The sequence below is a fragment of the Chthonobacter rhizosphaerae genome (assembly GCF_013839525.1).
GTDB classification, from domain to species: domain Bacteria; phylum Pseudomonadota; class Alphaproteobacteria; order Rhizobiales; family Pleomorphomonadaceae; genus Chthonobacter; species Chthonobacter rhizosphaerae.
In genome coordinates, this window is the sequence record NZ_JACDIS010000002.1 from 24,874 (window position 1) to 40,660 (window position 15,787).

Genomic DNA, 15,787 nt, shown 5'->3' on the forward strand with positions numbered 1-15,787 from the left:
ATGTATGTAGATCGCCACCGATCGGGCGCTCAGCGGCCGAACAGCGCCTTGTGGGGATAGCAGGTGGGCGCGCGGCCCTCGGCCGCCTCTAAGGCGCCGATCGCCGTGCGGGTCTGCCAGCCGACCAGCCCGTCGGCGCCGCCCACGTCGTAGCCCGCCGCGATCAGGCGCTTCTGCAGGTCGCGCACGTCGCCCCGCGTGAAGCCGGACACCTCGGCCCAGCGGCCGCGGATGGCCGTGTCGGCGCGCAGCCGGTCGCCCAGGTGGCCGATGAAGATGGCGTAGAGATCGCTCTCGTTGTAGCGCTTCAGAACATAGAAGTTCTTCGACACCAGGAAGGCCGGCCCCTTCCGCCCGGCGGGCATCAGGAGGTGGGCATCCGGATTTCCGCGTCCGAGCGCGTCGGCGGAAAGCGGGCGGCCGTCGGCGAGGGTGACGCCCGCGCCGGCGAAATCCGCCAGCGGACGGCCCTTGTCGGGGCCTTCCAGCGTGCACGGCACCGTCTCGGGCAGCGTCACCTCCACGCCCCAGCGCACCCCCGGCAGCCAGCCGAAGTCCTGCAGATAGTGGCCGATCGACCCGAGCGTGTCGGCGGTCGAGGTCCAGATGTCGCGCCGGCCATCACCGTCGAAGTCGACCGCGTGGGACAGCATCTTGGTCGGCATGAACTGCGGCTGGCCGAGCGCGCCGGCCCAGGAGCTGCGGATGTCGGCGAGCGGCAGGTGGTCCTCGTCCACCACCTTCAGGGCCGCCACCAGTTCCTCCAGGAACATGGCCTTGCGGGCGCCCATGAAGGCCTGGGTGGCGAGCACCCGGATCGCGGAATGCTTGAGCGGCACCCGCCCGAAGTCGGACTCCCGGCCCCAGATCGCCACGATGATCTCCGCCGGCACGCCGTAGCGCTTCTCCGCCGCCGCCAGCACGGCGCGGTGCGTCTTCAGGCGCGCCCGCCCGGCGCTCGTCAGCCCGGCGAGGCGCTTGGCGTCCAGGTACCGCCCCGGCGAGGAGAACTCCGCCTGGTAGGACGGCCCGCGCGGCGGCGGCGAGCCGGGCGGCGCGAGGTCCGGCAGCGACCAGTCGGGCGTAAGGCCCGTCGTCGCCTCCGCGATGGTGGCGTCCGACACGCCCGCGCGCCGGGCGGCGGGCGTCACGGTGTCGGCGAGCCAGCGCTGGAAGGCGGCCTCCGTCGCCGCGCGCGACTGGGCGGCGGCCGGCGCGGGCGCGGCCGAGAGGGCGATCGCGACGGCGACGACGCGGGCGAGAAACAGGTCGGGGAGGGGGATGCGGAAGCGAGTCATGGGGCCCATGATGGCACGTCCGCGCCGGCGTGAAACCCGCGCGCGCCGCGCCTCGGACCTGCGACCGACTGCCCCGTGCGTCACTCGACCCTGCGTATCAGCCCATCGGCTGAGTTTTCGGCGGTGCGGAAGTCATTTAGAAGTCCGGATCAAATCACGCGAAACCAGTGCAGGGGCGGCCCAAGAGAATGTTCTCCAAGATCCTGATCGCCAACCGTGGTGAGATCGCCTGCCGAGTCATCAAGACCGCGCGCAAGATGGGCATCAAGACGGTCGCGGTGTTCTCCGACGCCGATCGGGACGCCCTGCACGTGGACATGGCCGACGAGGCCGTGCACATCGGCCCGCCCCAGGCGGCGCAGTCCTACCTGGTCATCGACAGGATCCTCGCCGCCTGCAAGCAGACCGGCGCCGAGGCCGTCCACCCCGGCTACGGCTTCCTCAGCGAGCGCGCCGCCTTCCCGCGCGCCCTGGCGGCCGAGGGCATCGTGTTCATCGGTCCGAACCCGGACGCGATCGACGCCATGGGCGACAAGATCCAGTCCAAGATCTTCGCCGACCGGGCCGGCGTCTCCACCGTGCCGGGCAACCTCGGCGTCATCGAGACGCCGGAGGACGCCGTCCAGGTGGCGAACGACATCGGCTACCCGGTGATGATCAAGGCCTCCGCCGGCGGCGGCGGCAAGGGCATGCGCATCGCCTGGGACTCCAGCGAGGTGGCCGACGGCTTCGCCCGCGCCAAGTCGGAGGCCGCGTCCTCCTTCGGCGACGACCGCGTCTTCATCGAGAAGTTCATCGTCAACCCGCGCCACATCGAGATCCAGCTTCTCGGCGACAAGCACGGCAACGTCATCTACCTGAACGAGCGCGAGTGCTCGATCCAGCGCCGGAACCAGAAGGTCATCGAGGAGGCGCCGTCGCCGCTCCTCGACGAGGCCACCCGCCGCGCCATGGGCGAGCAGTCCGTCGCGCTCGCCAAGGCGGTCGGCTACGACAGCGCTGGCACGGTGGAGTTCGTCGCCGGACAGGACAAGTCCTTCTTCTTCCTGGAGATGAACACCCGTCTCCAGGTGGAGCATCCGGTCACCGAGCTCATCACCGGCATCGACCTCGTGGAGCAGATGATCCGCGTCGCCGCCGGCGAGAAGCTGTCGATCACCCAGGCCGACGTGAAGATCGACGGCTGGGCGGTGGAGAGCCGCGTCTACGCGGAGGATCCCTACCGCAACTTCCTGCCCTCCACGGGCCGCCTCGTGAAGTACCGCCCGCCGGCGGAAGGCGTCGCCGACGGCATCACGGTGCGCAACGACACGGGCGTCGTGGAGGGCTCCGAGATCTCCATGTTCTACGACCCGATGATCGCCAAGCTGGTCACCCACGGGCCGACCCGCCTCGCCGCCATCGACGCCCAGGCGGAGGCCCTCGACAGCTTCGTGATCGACGGCATCCAGCCGAACATCCCCTTCCTGACCGCGCTCATGCAGCATCCGCGCTGGCGCTCCGGCACCCTCTCCACCGGTTTCATCAAGGAGGAGTATCCGGACGGCTTCATGGGCCGCGCCGTGGACGCGGACACCCGCTCGGTCCTCGCCGTGGCGGCCCTCAGCATGGACCTCATCCGCCGCGAGCGCCTGGAGCACCACTCCGGCCGCCTGCGCCCCGCCTCCGGCAAGTGGCGCACCGACTACGTGGTCCGGCTCGACCGGGAGCACATCCCGGTCACCGTGCCGGAGGGCTACGCGGCCGTGCCGCTGGAGATCGACGTCCGCATCGACGGCAAGGCGGTCACCGTGCGGTCGGAGTGGCGGCCGGGTGACCCGGTCTGGATCGGCACCGTCGGCGACACCAGCGTCGCCGTGCAGGTGCGCAGCGCGCCCGGCGGCTCCACCCTGTCCTGGCGGGGCGTCACCGTCTTCACCCGGGTGATGACGCCCGAGGTGGCGGCGCTCGACGCCCTGATGCCGGTGAAGCAGCCGCCGGACATGTCGAAGTACCTGCTCTGCCCCATGCCCGGCCTGGTGGTCTCCATCGCGGTCGCCGAGGGCCAGGAGGTCAAGGCCGGCGAGACGCTGGCGGTGGTGGAAGCCATGAAGATGGAAAACGTGCTCCGCGCCGAGCGCGACGGCACCGTTTCCGCCATCAAGGCCAAGCCCGGCGACAGCCTCGCCGTCGACGCTGTGATCCTGGAATTCGCGTGAGCCAAGAGGGTGGGGTAAGGTTGTGGCATATCGCGCCCCTACCATGCCCCGATCCCGTCATCCCGGCGAAAGCCGGGATCCAGCCCACGTCTTCATCAACCTGACAGGCAACCTGACCGGCGCGGCTGCGGACCCGACAGTTGGATCCCGGCTTGCGCCGGGATGACGGCTATCCGCCCCGCCTCCGACGCTCCGTGCCCACCCCGCCTCGACCGTCATGGTCGGTGCAGGCGGATCACCCACGCTTTCGGGGTGGTCGATGGCTGGCGGGGCGAATGCGTGGATCATCGGCCCCCGCGAACCATGACCGGTTCGCGCCCTAGATCCACACCCCTGTCAGTCGCCCCCGCCATCCCCGCCGCCGTCGCCGTCCCCATTGCCGTCGCCGTCGCTGTCGCAGTTGAACCAGAGCACGCCGTCGCCGGCCTTTCGGATCGCCGCCGTCAGGGCCATGATGGCGATCAGCGTGCCGGCCAGCACCCATTCGTTCTGGAAGAACTCCAACGCACACCTCCGGGCCGCAGCCCTTGGCTCGGCTTTTCGGTCGGGACCGCGCTGTCGCTGTGCCCGCGAGCGCCAGCGGCATTATGCGGCGTTCGCAACTGCGAATAATTGCATAAATCGTGAGAATTCGACCGATCTTCCATATCACGGTGCAATCAGCTGAGCACCCCCGGTGAGTCTGCCCCGACGGTGTCGCCGCTCACCGCCACCGTCGTGCCGAACACCCGCTCGAAGGCCGCGCGGAGCGCCACGTCGGCGTCGTCCATGGTCACCGGCAGGCCGAGGTCGACGAGGCTGGTCACGCCGTGCCGCGTGACCCCGCAGGGCACGATGCCGGAGAAGTGGGTGAGATCCGGCTCCACATTCAGGCTGATGCCGTGAAAGGTCACCCAGCGGCGCACGCGAATGCCGATGGCGGCGATCTTGTCTTCCGCGTCGGCGCCCTTGTCCGGGCGGCGCACCCAGACGCCCACGCGGTCTTCCCGGCGCTCGCCGCGCACGTTGAAGGCGTCGAGGGTGCCAATGATCCAGGCCTCGAGCGCCGCCACAAAGGCGCGCACGTCCTGCCGCCGGCGCTTCAGGTCCAGCATTACGTAGGCCACCCGCTGGCCCGGCCCGTGGTAGGTGTACTGCCCGCCGCGGCCGGTGGCGTAGACCGGAAACCGGTCGGGCTCGATCAGGTCCGCCGCGTCGGCGCTGGTGCCGGCGGTGTAGAGGGGAGGGTGCTCGACGAGCCAGATCCGCTCGGGCGCCCGGCCGTCCGCGATGGCGGCGGCGCGGGCCTCCATCTCGGCGACGGCCTCCGGATAGGGCACCGGCGCGTCCGCGATCACCCATTCCACGGGCGGCGAACCGGGGGTGGCCGGGAAGCGGGTGTCGAGGTCGTCGCGTTCGTTAACCATCCGGTAACCATGAGGCTCGAAACATCGGGACGAAGCCCGCTCCGGCAGGATCGACTCGCCCTCAAGCCCGGCGACCGACGCCGGGGGCCGTGTTGAGGATCCATAGTCCGCATGTCGACCTTCGAGAAGATCTTCGTCGATATATCGGTGGTGCTCGGCGGCCAGACCATGCCGATCCACCAGCTGCTGCGCATGGGCCGCGGCGCCGTCATCGAACTCGACAGCCACGCGGACGACGACGTGCAGATTCTCGCCAACGACGTGCCCGTCGCCCGGGGGCAGGTGGTGCTGAAGGGCGAGCACATCGGCATTTCGATCACCGAAGTCCTGCTGCGCCGTCCGGACGTGCGGCCCCAGGTGGCCGTGAAGAAGCTCTGAACCGCGGTTTTCCGCGGCGTGTTCGGCGGTGCGCCGGCCGCCCCACAAACCCATGCGAAACCCCTTGTCACCCCCACGGGGGTTTGCTACTAAGCCGGCGCCGACGGGACGCCCGGCGGCACAGTCCACGAGAGCGGTCGTGGCGGAATTGGTAGACGCGCAGCGTTGAGGTCGCTGTGGGGCAACCCGTGGAAGTTCGAGTCTTCTCGACCGCACCAGTGTTTGACGAAGCGATCGGCCGCCCCTCGGGGCGGCCGTCGTCGTTTCGGGGGCAGGCTCCGCGCGCGGGCCGCGGCCGCGTCCTTCCGGACACAGGGTCGTGAGGCTGAGCGTCAGGCGGAATTTTGCCTTTGAGTGAGGGCCTTGCTCGGGCTATGTCCGCGTCTGGGCGCCGGCCGTTCCGCACGGGCGCCGCCCGCCTCATCCGCCTCTGACATCCTGCTCATGCCCCGGGGGACGCCATGGTCGACACCGACCCCATCGCGCCGGAGGAACCCGAACTCGCGCTGACCCTGCGCGACGAGGAGGGCGACCTCAACCCGGCCTTCGTGGCGGCCGTGACCGACGCGATCGAGCGGGCCGATTCGGACCGGGTCTGCGCGCTCGCCGGCGACCTGCACGAGGCCGACGTGGGCGACCTCCTGGAGGCGCTGCACCCGGAGGACCGCGCTCCCTTCGTGCGCCTGCTCGGCGACGAGTTCGACTTCACGGCGCTGACCGAGGTCGACGAGGCGATTCGCGTCCAGATCCTGGAGGAGCTGCCGACGGCCACGGTCGTCGAGGGCGTCCGCGAGATGGACAGCGACGACGCCGTCTACCTCCTGGAGGACCTCGCCGAGGAGGACAAGGCCGAGATCCTGGCCCAGCTGCCGTTTCCGGACCGGCTCGCGCTCCAGCGCAGCCTGGACTATCCGGAGGAGACGGCCGGCCGGCGGATGCAGACGGACTTCATCGCCGTCCCGCCCTTCTGGACCGTCGGCCAGACAATCGACTACCTGCGCGAGCGCGAGGACCTGCCGGAGGAGTTCTACGAGATCTACGTGATCGACCCCGGCTTCCGGCTGCTCGGGTCGGTGTCGCTGAACAAGATCCTCCGGGCGGGCCGCCCGACGAAGATCGGCGACATCATGCACGAGAACCGCCACCTCGTGCAGGCGACCGAGGACCAGGAGGAGGTGGCGCGCCTGTTCGAGCGCTACAACCTGATCGCCGCCGCCGTGGTGGACGAGGGCGAGCGCCTCGTCGGCGTCATCACCATCGACGACATCGTGGACGTCATCCAGGCCGAGGCGGAGGAGGACATCCGCGCCCTCGCGGGCGTCGGCGACGAGGAGATCTCCGACAGCGTCCTCTACACCGTCCGCACCCGCTCGGTGTGGCTGATCGTCAATCTGGCGACCGCCTTCCTGGCCTCCTCCGTGATCGGCCTCTTCGACGCCACCATCGAGAAGATGGTGGCGCTCGCCGTGCTCATGCCCATCGTGGCGTCCATGGGCGGCAATGCCGGCACCCAGACCATGACGGTGGCGGTCCGGGCGCTCGCCACCCGCGACCTCGACGCCAACAACGCGTGGCGGATCATCGGCCGCGAGGTGATGGTCGGCCTCCTCAACGGCGGCGCCTTCGCGCTGGCGGTCGGCGCGGTGGCGGCGCTCTGGTTCCAGGATCCCATGCTCGGCGTCGTGATCGGCGCCGCCATGGTGATCAACCTCGTCTGCGCCGCGCTCGCCGGCATCCTGATCCCGCTCACGCTCGACCGCTTCGACGTGGACCCGGCGGTGGCGTCCGGCGTCTTCGTCACCATGGTGACGGACATCGTCGGCTTCTTCGCTTTTCTCGGCCTCGCCACCATCATCCTCCTGGCCTGAGGCCGGCCCCCGGGGGCCGGCCTCGCCGTTCGTCTGTCCGCTGCAAGTGTCTTAATGCGTCGTTCACCCCGTTGAGGCAGGGTCCGCCGGTCGGTGCCGGCCCGGGTCGCGCGCCGGCGGCGGCCATCGCCCAGGGCGCGCGTCGACGCGGCCCGAGGAGGATGTCCGCGGGACTTCGGGACTTCTGGATCGCGTCATGACTGTTGCCGCCGAACATTCCACCCGCCATCCGGCTCCCGCCGCGGAGCCGACCTTGAGGCGCCCCGTCGCGGGCGGGGAAGGCGGCCGGTCGGCGGCGCCGCGGCTGCGGCGGGCGGTCCGGGTCGCGCTCTCGGCGGCGGTGGGGCTCGCCCTGTCGGCCTGCGCGCTCCTCGATTTCGAGCCGCCCGGGCCGGAGGAGTTTCCCGTCCACGGCATCGACGTCTCCTACTATCAGGAGGAGATCGACTGGATGGCGGTGCGCAACGCCGGCACCACGTTCGCCTGGATCAAGGCCACCGAAGGCGGCGACTGGCTGGACCCGAAGTTCGCCCAGAACTACATGGCCGCCGGCGCAGCCGGGCTCGCCCGGGGCGCCTACCACTTCTATTATTTCTGCCGGCCGGTGGAGGACCAGATCGCCTGGTTCATCCGGAACGTCCCCGTCGATCCCACGGCCCTGCCGCCCGTGCTCGACATGGAATGGAATTCCGAGAGCAAGACCTGCCGCTACCGCCCGCCCCGGGCGGAGGTGCACGCGAACATGCGCAAGTGGCTGACCGCCATCGAGGCGCACTACGGCAAGCGCCCGGTGATCTACTCCACCGTGGACTTCTACCGCGACCGCCTCGCCGGCGCGTTCGGCGACTATCACATCTGGCTGCGCAGCGTGGCCGGCCACCCGTCCGTCCGCTACGGCGACCGCAAATGGCACTTCTGGCAGCACACCGCCACCGGCCGCATCCCGGGCATTCGCGGCAACGTGGACCGCAACGTCTTCTTCGGCTCCCCTCGCCAGTGGCAGACCTTCCTGATGGGCGCCCACGACCCGAGGGCGTGATCGATCGGGGTAAGGTGGCCCGAAGGGCCGGACGGGGTCGTGTTCGCGTTCGCATGGACGACCGTGTCGGAACCTGCGACCGTCACGCGCCCCGCGTCCGCGCCCGCTCCAACGCCGCCCGCAGCGCCCGCGCGGCCGCCGCTGGATCCGGCGCTGCGGAGATCGCGCTCACCACCGACAGCCCGTCCACCCCGGTCCGCGCCACCGCCTCGGCGTTCCTCCCGTCGATGCCGCCGATCGCCACCGTCCTGAGCGGGCTCGCCCGCACGATCGCCGCCAGCCCGTCGATCCCGAGCGCCGCCGCCGCGTCCGGCTTCGTGCCGGTGGCGAACACCGGGCCGACGCCGAGGTAGTCCACCGCGGCGGCGTCGACACCGGAGAGCTGGCCCGCCTCGGTGATCGAAAGCCCCACGATGGCGTCCGGCCCGAGGATGCGGCGGGCGGCTTCGGCGGGGAGGTCCGACTGGCCCACGTGCACGCCGGCCGCGCCTGCGGCGGCCGCCACGTCCACCCGATCGTTGACCACCAGCGGCACCCCGAGCGGCGTCAGCCGGTCCATCAGCGCGACCGCCTGGTCGAGGAGCGCGCGCCCGCCGAGATCCGGGTTGCGCAGCTGCACCAGCGTGACGCCGCCCGCCACCGCGGCGAGCGTCGTGTCGACCAGCGCCTCGAACGGGAGGCGATGGTCGGTGACGACGTAGAGGGCGAGGTCGAACCACAGGCGCGGCGGTCGGTCCATCGGGCGGCTCAGCGCACGGTCACGACGGCATGGCTGTCCAGCGCTTCGAGATCGAGCGCATGGAGCATGTCGAGGAGCGCCACCTGCAGGCTGCCCGGCCCGCCGGCCACCTCCGCCGCCGCCTTGCCGGCCGCCTTCAGGGCGGCGAGCGCCGCGATCGTGGCCCTGAACGGATCGGCTTCCACGGCGAGGCACGCGCCGACGAGCGCCGACGCGGTGCAGCCGAGGCCGGTGACGCGCGCCATCAGCGGGTGCCCGCCCTCGATCAGGGCGGTCCGGCGGCCGTCCGTCACCACGTCCACCGCGCCGGTCACCGCCGCCACCGTGCCGTGCCGGGCCGCGAAGGCGACGGCCGTCTCGGCGGCGGCCTCGGACGAGTGGACGCTGTCCACGCCCTTCGGCCCGCCCGACAGCGAGCCGGCGATCGCCAGCACCTCCGAGGCGTTGCCGCGCACCACCGTCGGCTTCAGGGCGAGGAGGCCCGTCGCCGTGCGCGTCCGGTAGGGCGTCGCGCCCGCGCCCACCGGGTCGAGCACCCACGGCTTGCCGAGCCGCCCGGCCGTCAGGGCCGCGAGCCGCATGGCGGCGGCCCATTCGCTCGACAGGGTGCCGATGTTGACGACGATCGCGCCGGAGATGGCTGCGAAGTCCTCCACCTCGTCGGTGGCGTGCACCATGGCGGGCGACGCCCCGAGGGCGAGAAGCCCGTTGGCGGTGTTGTTCATCACCACGTAGTTGGTGATGTTGTGGACGAGCGGCGCGCGGTCGCGCACCGCCTCGATCACGGCGAAGATCTCTTCCGTCTGCATGGCTCACCTCTTTGGCCGGGATTGGTGCGGCAAGGAGTCGTCAAGGTCAATCGCCGGCCGGCTCGATTTCCGAACGCCCTTGAACGCGGTGGTCACCAGACCTCTATAGAAGGGAGCGGCGGCCGCCGGCCCGGGCGGGTTGCCGCCGGGCCGAAAACTGCGCTACGAACTGATCGATCACGAAAACGTCCCGGAGTCGGCTTTCCGGGCCATACCGTCGAAGAAGGTACCCATGACCAAGGCCATCGCCACCGAGTGGCTCGCCCGTCTCGACGACGAGGACGAGAAGGAAGAGAAGAAGGACGCCGCTCCGGCGCCGCAGGTCGACAAGTATCTCTTCAAGTCCCGGACCGTCCTCATCACCGGCGGCATCAACCAGGACCTCGCGCGCGACGTCACCGCGCGCCTGCTCGCCCTCGCCGAGGCCAGCCACACCGACCCGATCACCGTCATCGTCTCCTCGCCCGGCGGGCATGTGGAGAGCGGCGACATGATCCACGACATGATCCGCTTCGTGCCGGCCCCGGTGAACATCCTCGGCACCGGCTGGGTGGCGAGCGCGGGCGCGCTCATCTACGTGTCCGTGCCCAAGGAGCGCCGCTTCTGCACGCCGAACACCCGCTTCCTCCTCCATCAACCGTCCGGCGGCACCGGCGGCATGGCCACCGACATCGAGATCCAGGCCCGCGAGATCCTCAAGATGCGCGACCGCCTGAACAAGATCTTCGCGAACGCCACCGGCCAGCCGATCGAGCGCATCGAGAAGGACACGGACCGCGACTACTGGATGAGCGCGGACGAGGCCATCGGCTACGGCCTCGCCGGCAAGATCGTCAACTCGGCGGACGAGATCGGCCGCTGATCGACAGGGCAGGGGGGCGCCCATGACAGGAAAGCCGGTACGGGCGGCCGCGATCGCGGCGGCCGTCGGAGCGGTGCTGGCGGTTGCGGTCGCGGCGGGGTCGGGCGATGCGCTCGCCCAGTCCGCGTCGCCCTACGACACCACGTTCAGGCTCCGGACCGGGGGCGCCGCCCTCCTCTATGCCGACATGGCCACCACCGCCAAGGTGGTGGGCGAACTCCCCGAAGGCGCGACCGGCATCGTGCTGCGCTGGTGCCGCAAGGAATTCTCCTTCGGCAACTGGCAGTTCGGGTCGGAGCGCGACAAGCTCAAGATCCTCGACGAGCGCTGGTGCGAGGTCTCGCACAAGGGCAAGGTCGGCAACGTGCCGGGCAGCGTTCTCGCGCCGGAGTGACCGGGGCGGACCATCCGCCCCGGCCGATTCGCCCCAACCGAACGCGCCCTTCATGTTCTTCATCGCATCCAAGCTGATCTTCCTGGTCCTCCGCCCGTCCAACGCCGTCCTCCTGGCGATGCTGGTCGGCCTCTTGCTGCGCCGGCTCGGCCGGCGGCGGACGGGGGCGATCGTCTTCTCGCTCGGCCTCGGCGCCGCGGTCGTGGCGGCCTGGACGCCTCTCGGCAACGCCCTGATCCTGCCGCTGGAGCAGCGCTTCCCGCAGATCGCGCCCCCCGCCGACGAGCCGACCGGCGTCATCATCCTCGGCGGCTCCATCGACCCGATCGCGACGGCGCAGCGGGGCGATTACCCGCAGCTCCTCGACGGCGCCGAGCGCCTGATCGTGGGCGCCGAGATGGCGCGCCGCTATCCGAACGCCAGGATCGTGTTCACCGGCGGGTCGGGCGACATCATCTCCACCGAGCGCCAGGAATCCGACGTGGCGCTGACCCAGCTCACCGGCCTCGGCGTGCCGCGCGAGCGGCTCGTGCTGGAGACCCGGTCCCGCAACACGCGCGAGAACGCCGTCTTCACCTACGACATCCTGAAGCCCCAGCCGGGCGACCGCTGGCTGCTGGTCACCTCGGCGTGGCACATGCCGCGGTCCGTGGGCGTGTTCCGGGCGGCCGGCTGGACGGGTCTGATCCCCTATCCGGTGGACTACCGCTCCGTGCTGGATCCGCCCTGGTTCGGGCGCAACTTCGCCAGCGAAGGCCTCTTCCTCACCGATATCGCCGTGAAGGAATACATCGGCCTCGTGGCCTATCGCTTCGCCGGCTTCACGGACGCGCTCTTCCCGGCGCCCTGACCGGGGCCGGATCGGGCTCAGTCCTCGTCCGCGTCGTCCTCGTCCAGCCAGAACTCGTCGTCGTCCGGGTCCTTGTCGTCCGACACCGGATAGGTCGGCGCAGGCTCGTCCTCGCCGAGGAGGCGGAAGCGGTAGAGGCCGCGCACCTCGCGCGGCGGCACCGGCCGGTTCTTGCGCAGGATCACGATGCGGCCGTCCTCGGCGAGGCGGATCACCTCGTCCTTGATCGGCTTCATGAGCTGGCGCCAGAGCTTCTCGTTGGTGCCCACGAGGGCGCGGGCCACCTCGCTCGGGTCCACCGGCCGGGAGGCCCGGCGGTCCGTGGCGAGGGCGAGGATCTGCTCGCGGATGGCGGCGGCCTTGATGCGGCGCGGGTCGATCATGGTCGTGTCTCGGTCTTCGGTCACGGGTTCGGCACGGCGACCGCGGCCCGCGAGGGGGAAAAGAACTGGCGCCGCGCCAGGACGGTCAGCACCACCGCCGAACTGATCAGGAAGGGAACCGGTCCCACGAACCAGCCCAGATAGCCGACGGACATGAAGAAGGCCCTGAGGCCCTGGTTGAATTGGCTGCCGGCGATCACCACCATGGCGGCGGTCCGCTTCACGGCGGCCTCCATCTCGGGCGTGCCCATCCGCTGCCGGTTCGGGATCGCGCCGATCAGGATCGAGGCGTAGTTGAACAGCCGGTAGGACCAGCCGAACTTGAAGAACGCGTAGGCGTAGATGAGGATCAGCCCCACCGCCTTGGTCTCCCAGGCGGCCCGGCTGACCGAGAGGCCGAGCGGCAGGTCCCGGGCGATCTCCACCACCCGGTCGCTGGCGTTGATCGCCGCGAAGGCGCCGCCGACCGCGAGCAGGCTCGTGGAGGCGAAGAAGGCCGTGCCGTTCTGGAGGCCGGTCATGATGCCGGTGTCGATCATCCGCAGTTCGCGCTCGGCCAGCTGGTCGATCCAGGCGCGCCGCTGCTGGTTCATGGCGTGGGTCAGCGTCCGCGTCCGCCAGCGGCTGTTCTCGATGATCCAGCCGTAGAGGAGCCAGGCGAGCGCGAAGACCGCGACGGCCACGATGTCGAGGGTCGAAAAACCGGACATGGACGGCCCCTGCCGTTCGGACGGCGACTCCGAAGCGGAGACGGAGGCGGACCGTGCCAACAGGAGCGCGCGCCCGCAAGCCCGGAATGGGCCGCCACCCTCCATCGGCGCCCGTCGCCCGTTGCCGTCGCTAAGGAACCATTGCGGCGGCGCGTGCGTCTTCCGGGCGGCTAGCCTTCCCCCTCGCGGCCGATCGACGACGGCCGCCATCCGGAGATCTCACCATGCTCGGACGCTCCCGCCTCAAGCCACTCGCCGACCAGGTGATCGTCATAACCGGCGCCTCCAGCGGCATCGGCCTTGCGACCGCCCGCCTCGCCGCCAAGGGCGGCGCCCGCGTCATGATGGTGGCGCGGAACGCCGAGGCGCTCGCCGCCGTCGCCGAGGAGATCCGCATCGACGGCGGGGTCGTCGACACGGTGGTGGCCGACGTCTCCGAGGAGGAGGACGTCCGCCGGGTGGTGTCCACCACCGTCCAGCGCTTCGGCGGCTTTGACACCTGGGTGAACAACGCCGCCGTGGCGCTGTTCGGCTCGGTCGAGGAGGTCTCCATCGAGGACCATCGGCGCCTGTTCGAGGTGAACTACTGGGGCGTCGTCTACGGCACCCTCAACGCCATCGAGCACCTGCGCCACAAGGGCGGCGCCATCATCACCATCGGCAGCATCCTGTCGGAGATCCCGGTGCCGCTGCAGGGGCCGTACGTGGCCGCCAAGCACGCCGTGAAGGGCTTCATCGACGTCACCCGCCAGGAACTCGACATGGAGCGGGCGCCGATCAGCATGACGCTGATCAAGCCCTCGGCCGTCGACACGCCCTATCCGGACCACGCCCGCACCTATTCTAGCAGTCAGCCGAAGACGCCGCCGCCGCGCTATTCGCCGAATCTGGTCGCCCGCGCCATCCTCACCTGCGCCATCCATCCGCGCCGGGAGATGACGGTCGGCGGCGGCGGCAAGGCCATGGTGCTGACGCACCGGGCGTTCCCGTGGCTGTTCGACGTGATCATGTCGTCCGGCGGCGAGGCGCTGCAGAAGCGCGACGAGGCGGTGGGCGAGGGCGACCAGCCGACCCGCGACAATCTCTATCAGCCCCGCCGCGACGGCGATTCGCGCGGCGTGTCCGGGCTCGGCGGCCGCGAGGTGTCGCTCTACACGGAGGTGCGCCTGCGGCCGGGCGCCGCCATCGTGCTCACCGGGGCGGCGATCGCGATCGGCTTCGCGGTGGCGAACCGGGTCAGCACCGGCCGCTGGTTCTGGGAAGAGGAGCCGCGCGGCTGGCGCCGCCTGGTGGCCGCCGACTGGCTCCACCGCCGTCGCCACCCGATCGCCGACTGGACCGACCACGCCCGCCACCGCATCGGCGACGTGGCCGGCGAGGCCCAGTACCGGCTCGGCACCGCGGCCGGGGAGGCGGGTCACCGGATCGGCTCGCTCGCCGGCCAGGTCGAGACCGGCCTCGGCGCGCTCGCGGGCGGCGCCAAGGCGGCCCTCGGCGGCATCGCCGGCGCGGCGAACCGGCGGCTCGGCTGGCTCGCCGGCACCGCCGAGGCGGAGAGCGAGACGCTCGCCGAGCGTGCCCGCGCGGCCCTGCCGGAGTGGACCGACCACCGCCGCCACCGCTCGTGGTGGTGAGCGCGGGCGCCCGGTCGCTCCCGGGCCGGCGGGCCGGTGGCTCGCCGGTCGGGCTCTCGTCCCTCACGGGGCGCGAGATCAGGGCAGGGTGATCCGCCCGTCGTCCGACAGCGGGAAGAAGGGGTTGTGCGCCACCTCCCAGAGGTGCCCGTCCGGGTCGGCGAAATAGCCGGAGTAGCCGCCCCAGAACACGGTCTCCGCCGCCTTCACCAGCGTGCCGCCGCAGGCGACCGCGTGCGCGATGGCGGCGTCCACCTCCTCGGTCGAGGCGCGGTTCTGCGCCAGGGCGACCGCCCGGAAGCCGGAGCCCTCGCTCGGCACGTAGGCGTCGGCCGCGAGGGCGTCCCGGCCGAACACGGCCAGCACCACGCCGGACAGCTGGAAGAAGGCCACGCTCTCGTTGGACTGGGACGAAGCGGTGAAACCCAGCGCCTCGTAGAACCTCCGGGACCGGGGCACGTCGGCCACGCCGAGGGTGATCAACGACACGGCGGGCAGGAAGGGCGTCGTCATCACGGCAGTCTCCTCGAAGATCGAACGACGAAAGTCTGGTCCGCGGCCAGTGGCCCGGGCGGCTGGCATCATGCTAGAGCGCTTTCCGACCTGACGGAATCGTCAGGTCGACAAGAAATCGCTCCAGATTCAATAAGCTGGAGCATTCTCTCGGCGATCAAGTCGTGCAACTTGATCGGAGAATGCTCTAGCAGGACCAGCCTGACCGAGGGGCTGGACAGGCGCCGTCAGCAGGCCCGGCTTTGCGAGGAGACCGCCGCGTGAGACCCGTGATGACCCCGGACGAGATCAACGCCTATCTCGACGACGTCTTCCCCGAACTCAACGCGACCCGCCGGGCCTATCTGGCGTCGGAGGTGGGCGAGGGCACCGCGGTGGTCACCTGCTCCGCCGGTCCGGAGTCCCTGCGGCCTGGCGGCACCGTGTCCGGCCCGACGCTGATGACTCTGGCGGACATCGCCGCCTGGGTGGTGGTGCTCGCCCACGTGGGCCGGTCGGCCCTCACCGTGACCACTCACCTCTCCATAGACTTCCTGCGCAAGCCGGAGCCCGGCCTCCTCTACGGCCGCGCCCGCCTGATGAAGCTCGGCAAGCGCCTCGCCGTCTCCGCCGTGGAGATCGGCGACGAAACGGGCCGCGAGCCCTACGCGATCGCGAGCGCCACCTATTCCATCCCGCCGCCGGACTTCCGGCAGCGCTGAGGTCG

General features: G+C 70.8%; 17 protein-coding genes and 1 tRNA gene. 10 read left to right on the forward strand and 8 right to left on the reverse strand.

All coding sequences use genetic code 11. From position 1 onward, the window contains the following. Positions 1-29: 29 nt before the first annotated feature. A complete protein-coding gene (locus HND91_RS03955) occupies positions 30-1,307 on the reverse strand; it encodes a lytic murein transglycosylase (protein WP_246329299.1) in 1,278 nt (425 codons plus the stop codon). A gap of 179 nt (positions 1,308-1,486) precedes the next feature. Here HND91_RS03955 and HND91_RS03960 point away from each other — a divergent pair, with 179 nt between their 5' ends. Then, positions 1,487-3,496, forward strand: coding sequence for an acetyl-CoA carboxylase biotin carboxylase subunit (locus HND91_RS03960; protein ID WP_181705250.1), 2,010 nt, complete (start codon positions 1,487-1,489; stop codon positions 3,494-3,496). Between the two features lie 336 nt (positions 3,497-3,832). On the opposite strand, the gene HND91_RS03965 is transcribed toward HND91_RS03960, so the two are convergent. Beyond that, positions 3,833-4,000, reverse strand: a complete 168-nt coding sequence (locus tag HND91_RS03965) for a hypothetical protein (RefSeq protein ID WP_181705251.1) — start codon at positions 3,998-4,000, stop codon at positions 3,833-3,835. Between the two features lie 155 nt (positions 4,001-4,155). Then, the gene (gene lipB, locus HND91_RS03970) at positions 4,156-4,902 is read right to left on the reverse strand and encodes a lipoyl(octanoyl) transferase LipB (protein WP_181705252.1); all 747 of its coding nucleotides are present in this window, start codon (positions 4,900-4,902) and stop codon (positions 4,156-4,158) included. Between the two features lie 111 nt (positions 4,903-5,013). Between lipB and HND91_RS03975 the strand changes: the two genes are divergently transcribed. The 4 genes from HND91_RS03975 (at position 5,014) to HND91_RS03990 (ending at position 8,187) form a co-directional block, all read left to right on the forward strand. Beyond that, a complete protein-coding gene (locus HND91_RS03975) occupies positions 5,014-5,280 on the forward strand; it encodes a FliM/FliN family flagellar motor switch protein (RefSeq protein WP_181705253.1) in 267 nt (88 codons plus the stop codon). Positions 5,281-5,413: 133 nt separating this feature from the next. Then, positions 5,414-5,498: transfer RNA gene (locus HND91_RS03980), tRNA-Leu, on the forward strand. Positions 5,499-5,741: 243 nt separating this feature from the next. Then, entirely contained in the window at positions 5,742-7,148 is a 1,407-nt protein-coding gene (mgtE, locus tag HND91_RS03985; RefSeq protein ID WP_181705254.1) for a magnesium transporter, read from the forward strand. A 196-nt stretch (positions 7,149-7,344) separates the two neighbouring features. Beyond that, positions 7,345-8,187 (forward strand): glycoside hydrolase family 25 protein, encoded by an 843-nt coding sequence (locus HND91_RS03990; protein WP_181705255.1) that lies wholly within the window; start codon positions 7,345-7,347, stop codon positions 8,185-8,187. Positions 8,188-8,269: 82 nt separating this feature from the next. Here the strand turns inward: HND91_RS03990 and thiE are convergent, their stop codons facing one another. Further along, positions 8,270-8,926 (reverse strand): thiamine phosphate synthase, encoded by a 657-nt coding sequence (gene thiE / locus HND91_RS03995; protein ID WP_181705256.1) that lies wholly within the window; start codon positions 8,924-8,926, stop codon positions 8,270-8,272. 8 nt (positions 8,927-8,934) lie between these two features. Continuing rightward, positions 8,935-9,735, reverse strand: coding sequence for a hydroxyethylthiazole kinase (thiM, locus tag HND91_RS04000; RefSeq protein ID WP_181705257.1), 801 nt, complete (start codon positions 9,733-9,735; stop codon positions 8,935-8,937). Positions 9,736-9,967: 232 nt separating this feature from the next. Between thiM and HND91_RS04005 the strand changes: the two genes are divergently transcribed. Genes HND91_RS04005 through HND91_RS04015 form a run of 3 tightly spaced genes read left to right on the forward strand, consistent with a single transcriptional unit; the run spans position 9,968 to position 11,841 of the window. Beyond that, positions 9,968-10,597 (forward strand): ATP-dependent Clp protease proteolytic subunit, encoded by a 630-nt coding sequence (locus HND91_RS04005; protein ID WP_181705258.1) that lies wholly within the window; start codon positions 9,968-9,970, stop codon positions 10,595-10,597. Between the two features lie 22 nt (positions 10,598-10,619). Then, the gene (locus HND91_RS04010; protein ID WP_181705259.1) at positions 10,620-10,991 is read left to right on the forward strand and encodes a hypothetical protein; all 372 of its coding nucleotides are present in this window, start codon (positions 10,620-10,622) and stop codon (positions 10,989-10,991) included. 52 nt (positions 10,992-11,043) lie between these two features. After that, the gene (locus HND91_RS04015; protein WP_181705260.1) at positions 11,044-11,841 is read left to right on the forward strand and encodes a YdcF family protein; all 798 of its coding nucleotides are present in this window, start codon (positions 11,044-11,046) and stop codon (positions 11,839-11,841) included. Between the two features lie 17 nt (positions 11,842-11,858). Here HND91_RS04015 and HND91_RS04020 read toward each other — a convergent pair whose 3' ends face one another. Continuing rightward, complete coding sequence (locus HND91_RS04020) at positions 11,859-12,224, reverse strand: DUF3253 domain-containing protein (RefSeq protein ID WP_181705261.1); 366 nt, start codon at positions 12,222-12,224, stop codon at positions 11,859-11,861. 20 nt (positions 12,225-12,244) lie between these two features. Continuing rightward, positions 12,245-12,934 (reverse strand): DUF599 domain-containing protein, encoded by a 690-nt coding sequence (locus HND91_RS04025; RefSeq protein WP_181705262.1) that lies wholly within the window; start codon positions 12,932-12,934, stop codon positions 12,245-12,247. Between the two features lie 224 nt (positions 12,935-13,158). On the opposite strand from HND91_RS04025, the gene HND91_RS04030 reads away from it, so the two are divergent. Then, positions 13,159-14,568, forward strand: coding sequence for an SDR family oxidoreductase (locus tag HND91_RS04030; protein ID WP_181705263.1), 1,410 nt, complete (start codon positions 13,159-13,161; stop codon positions 14,566-14,568). A 78-nt stretch (positions 14,569-14,646) separates the two neighbouring features. On the opposite strand, the gene HND91_RS04035 is transcribed toward HND91_RS04030, so the two are convergent. Beyond that, entirely contained in the window at positions 14,647-15,081 is a 435-nt protein-coding gene (locus HND91_RS04035) for a VOC family protein (protein ID WP_181705264.1), read from the reverse strand. A 260-nt stretch (positions 15,082-15,341) separates the two neighbouring features. Between HND91_RS04035 and HND91_RS04040 the strand changes: the two genes are divergently transcribed. Continuing rightward, complete coding sequence (locus tag HND91_RS04040) at positions 15,342-15,782, forward strand: PaaI family thioesterase (protein ID WP_343057082.1); 441 nt, start codon at positions 15,342-15,344, stop codon at positions 15,780-15,782. Positions 15,783-15,787: the final 5 nt, after the last annotated feature.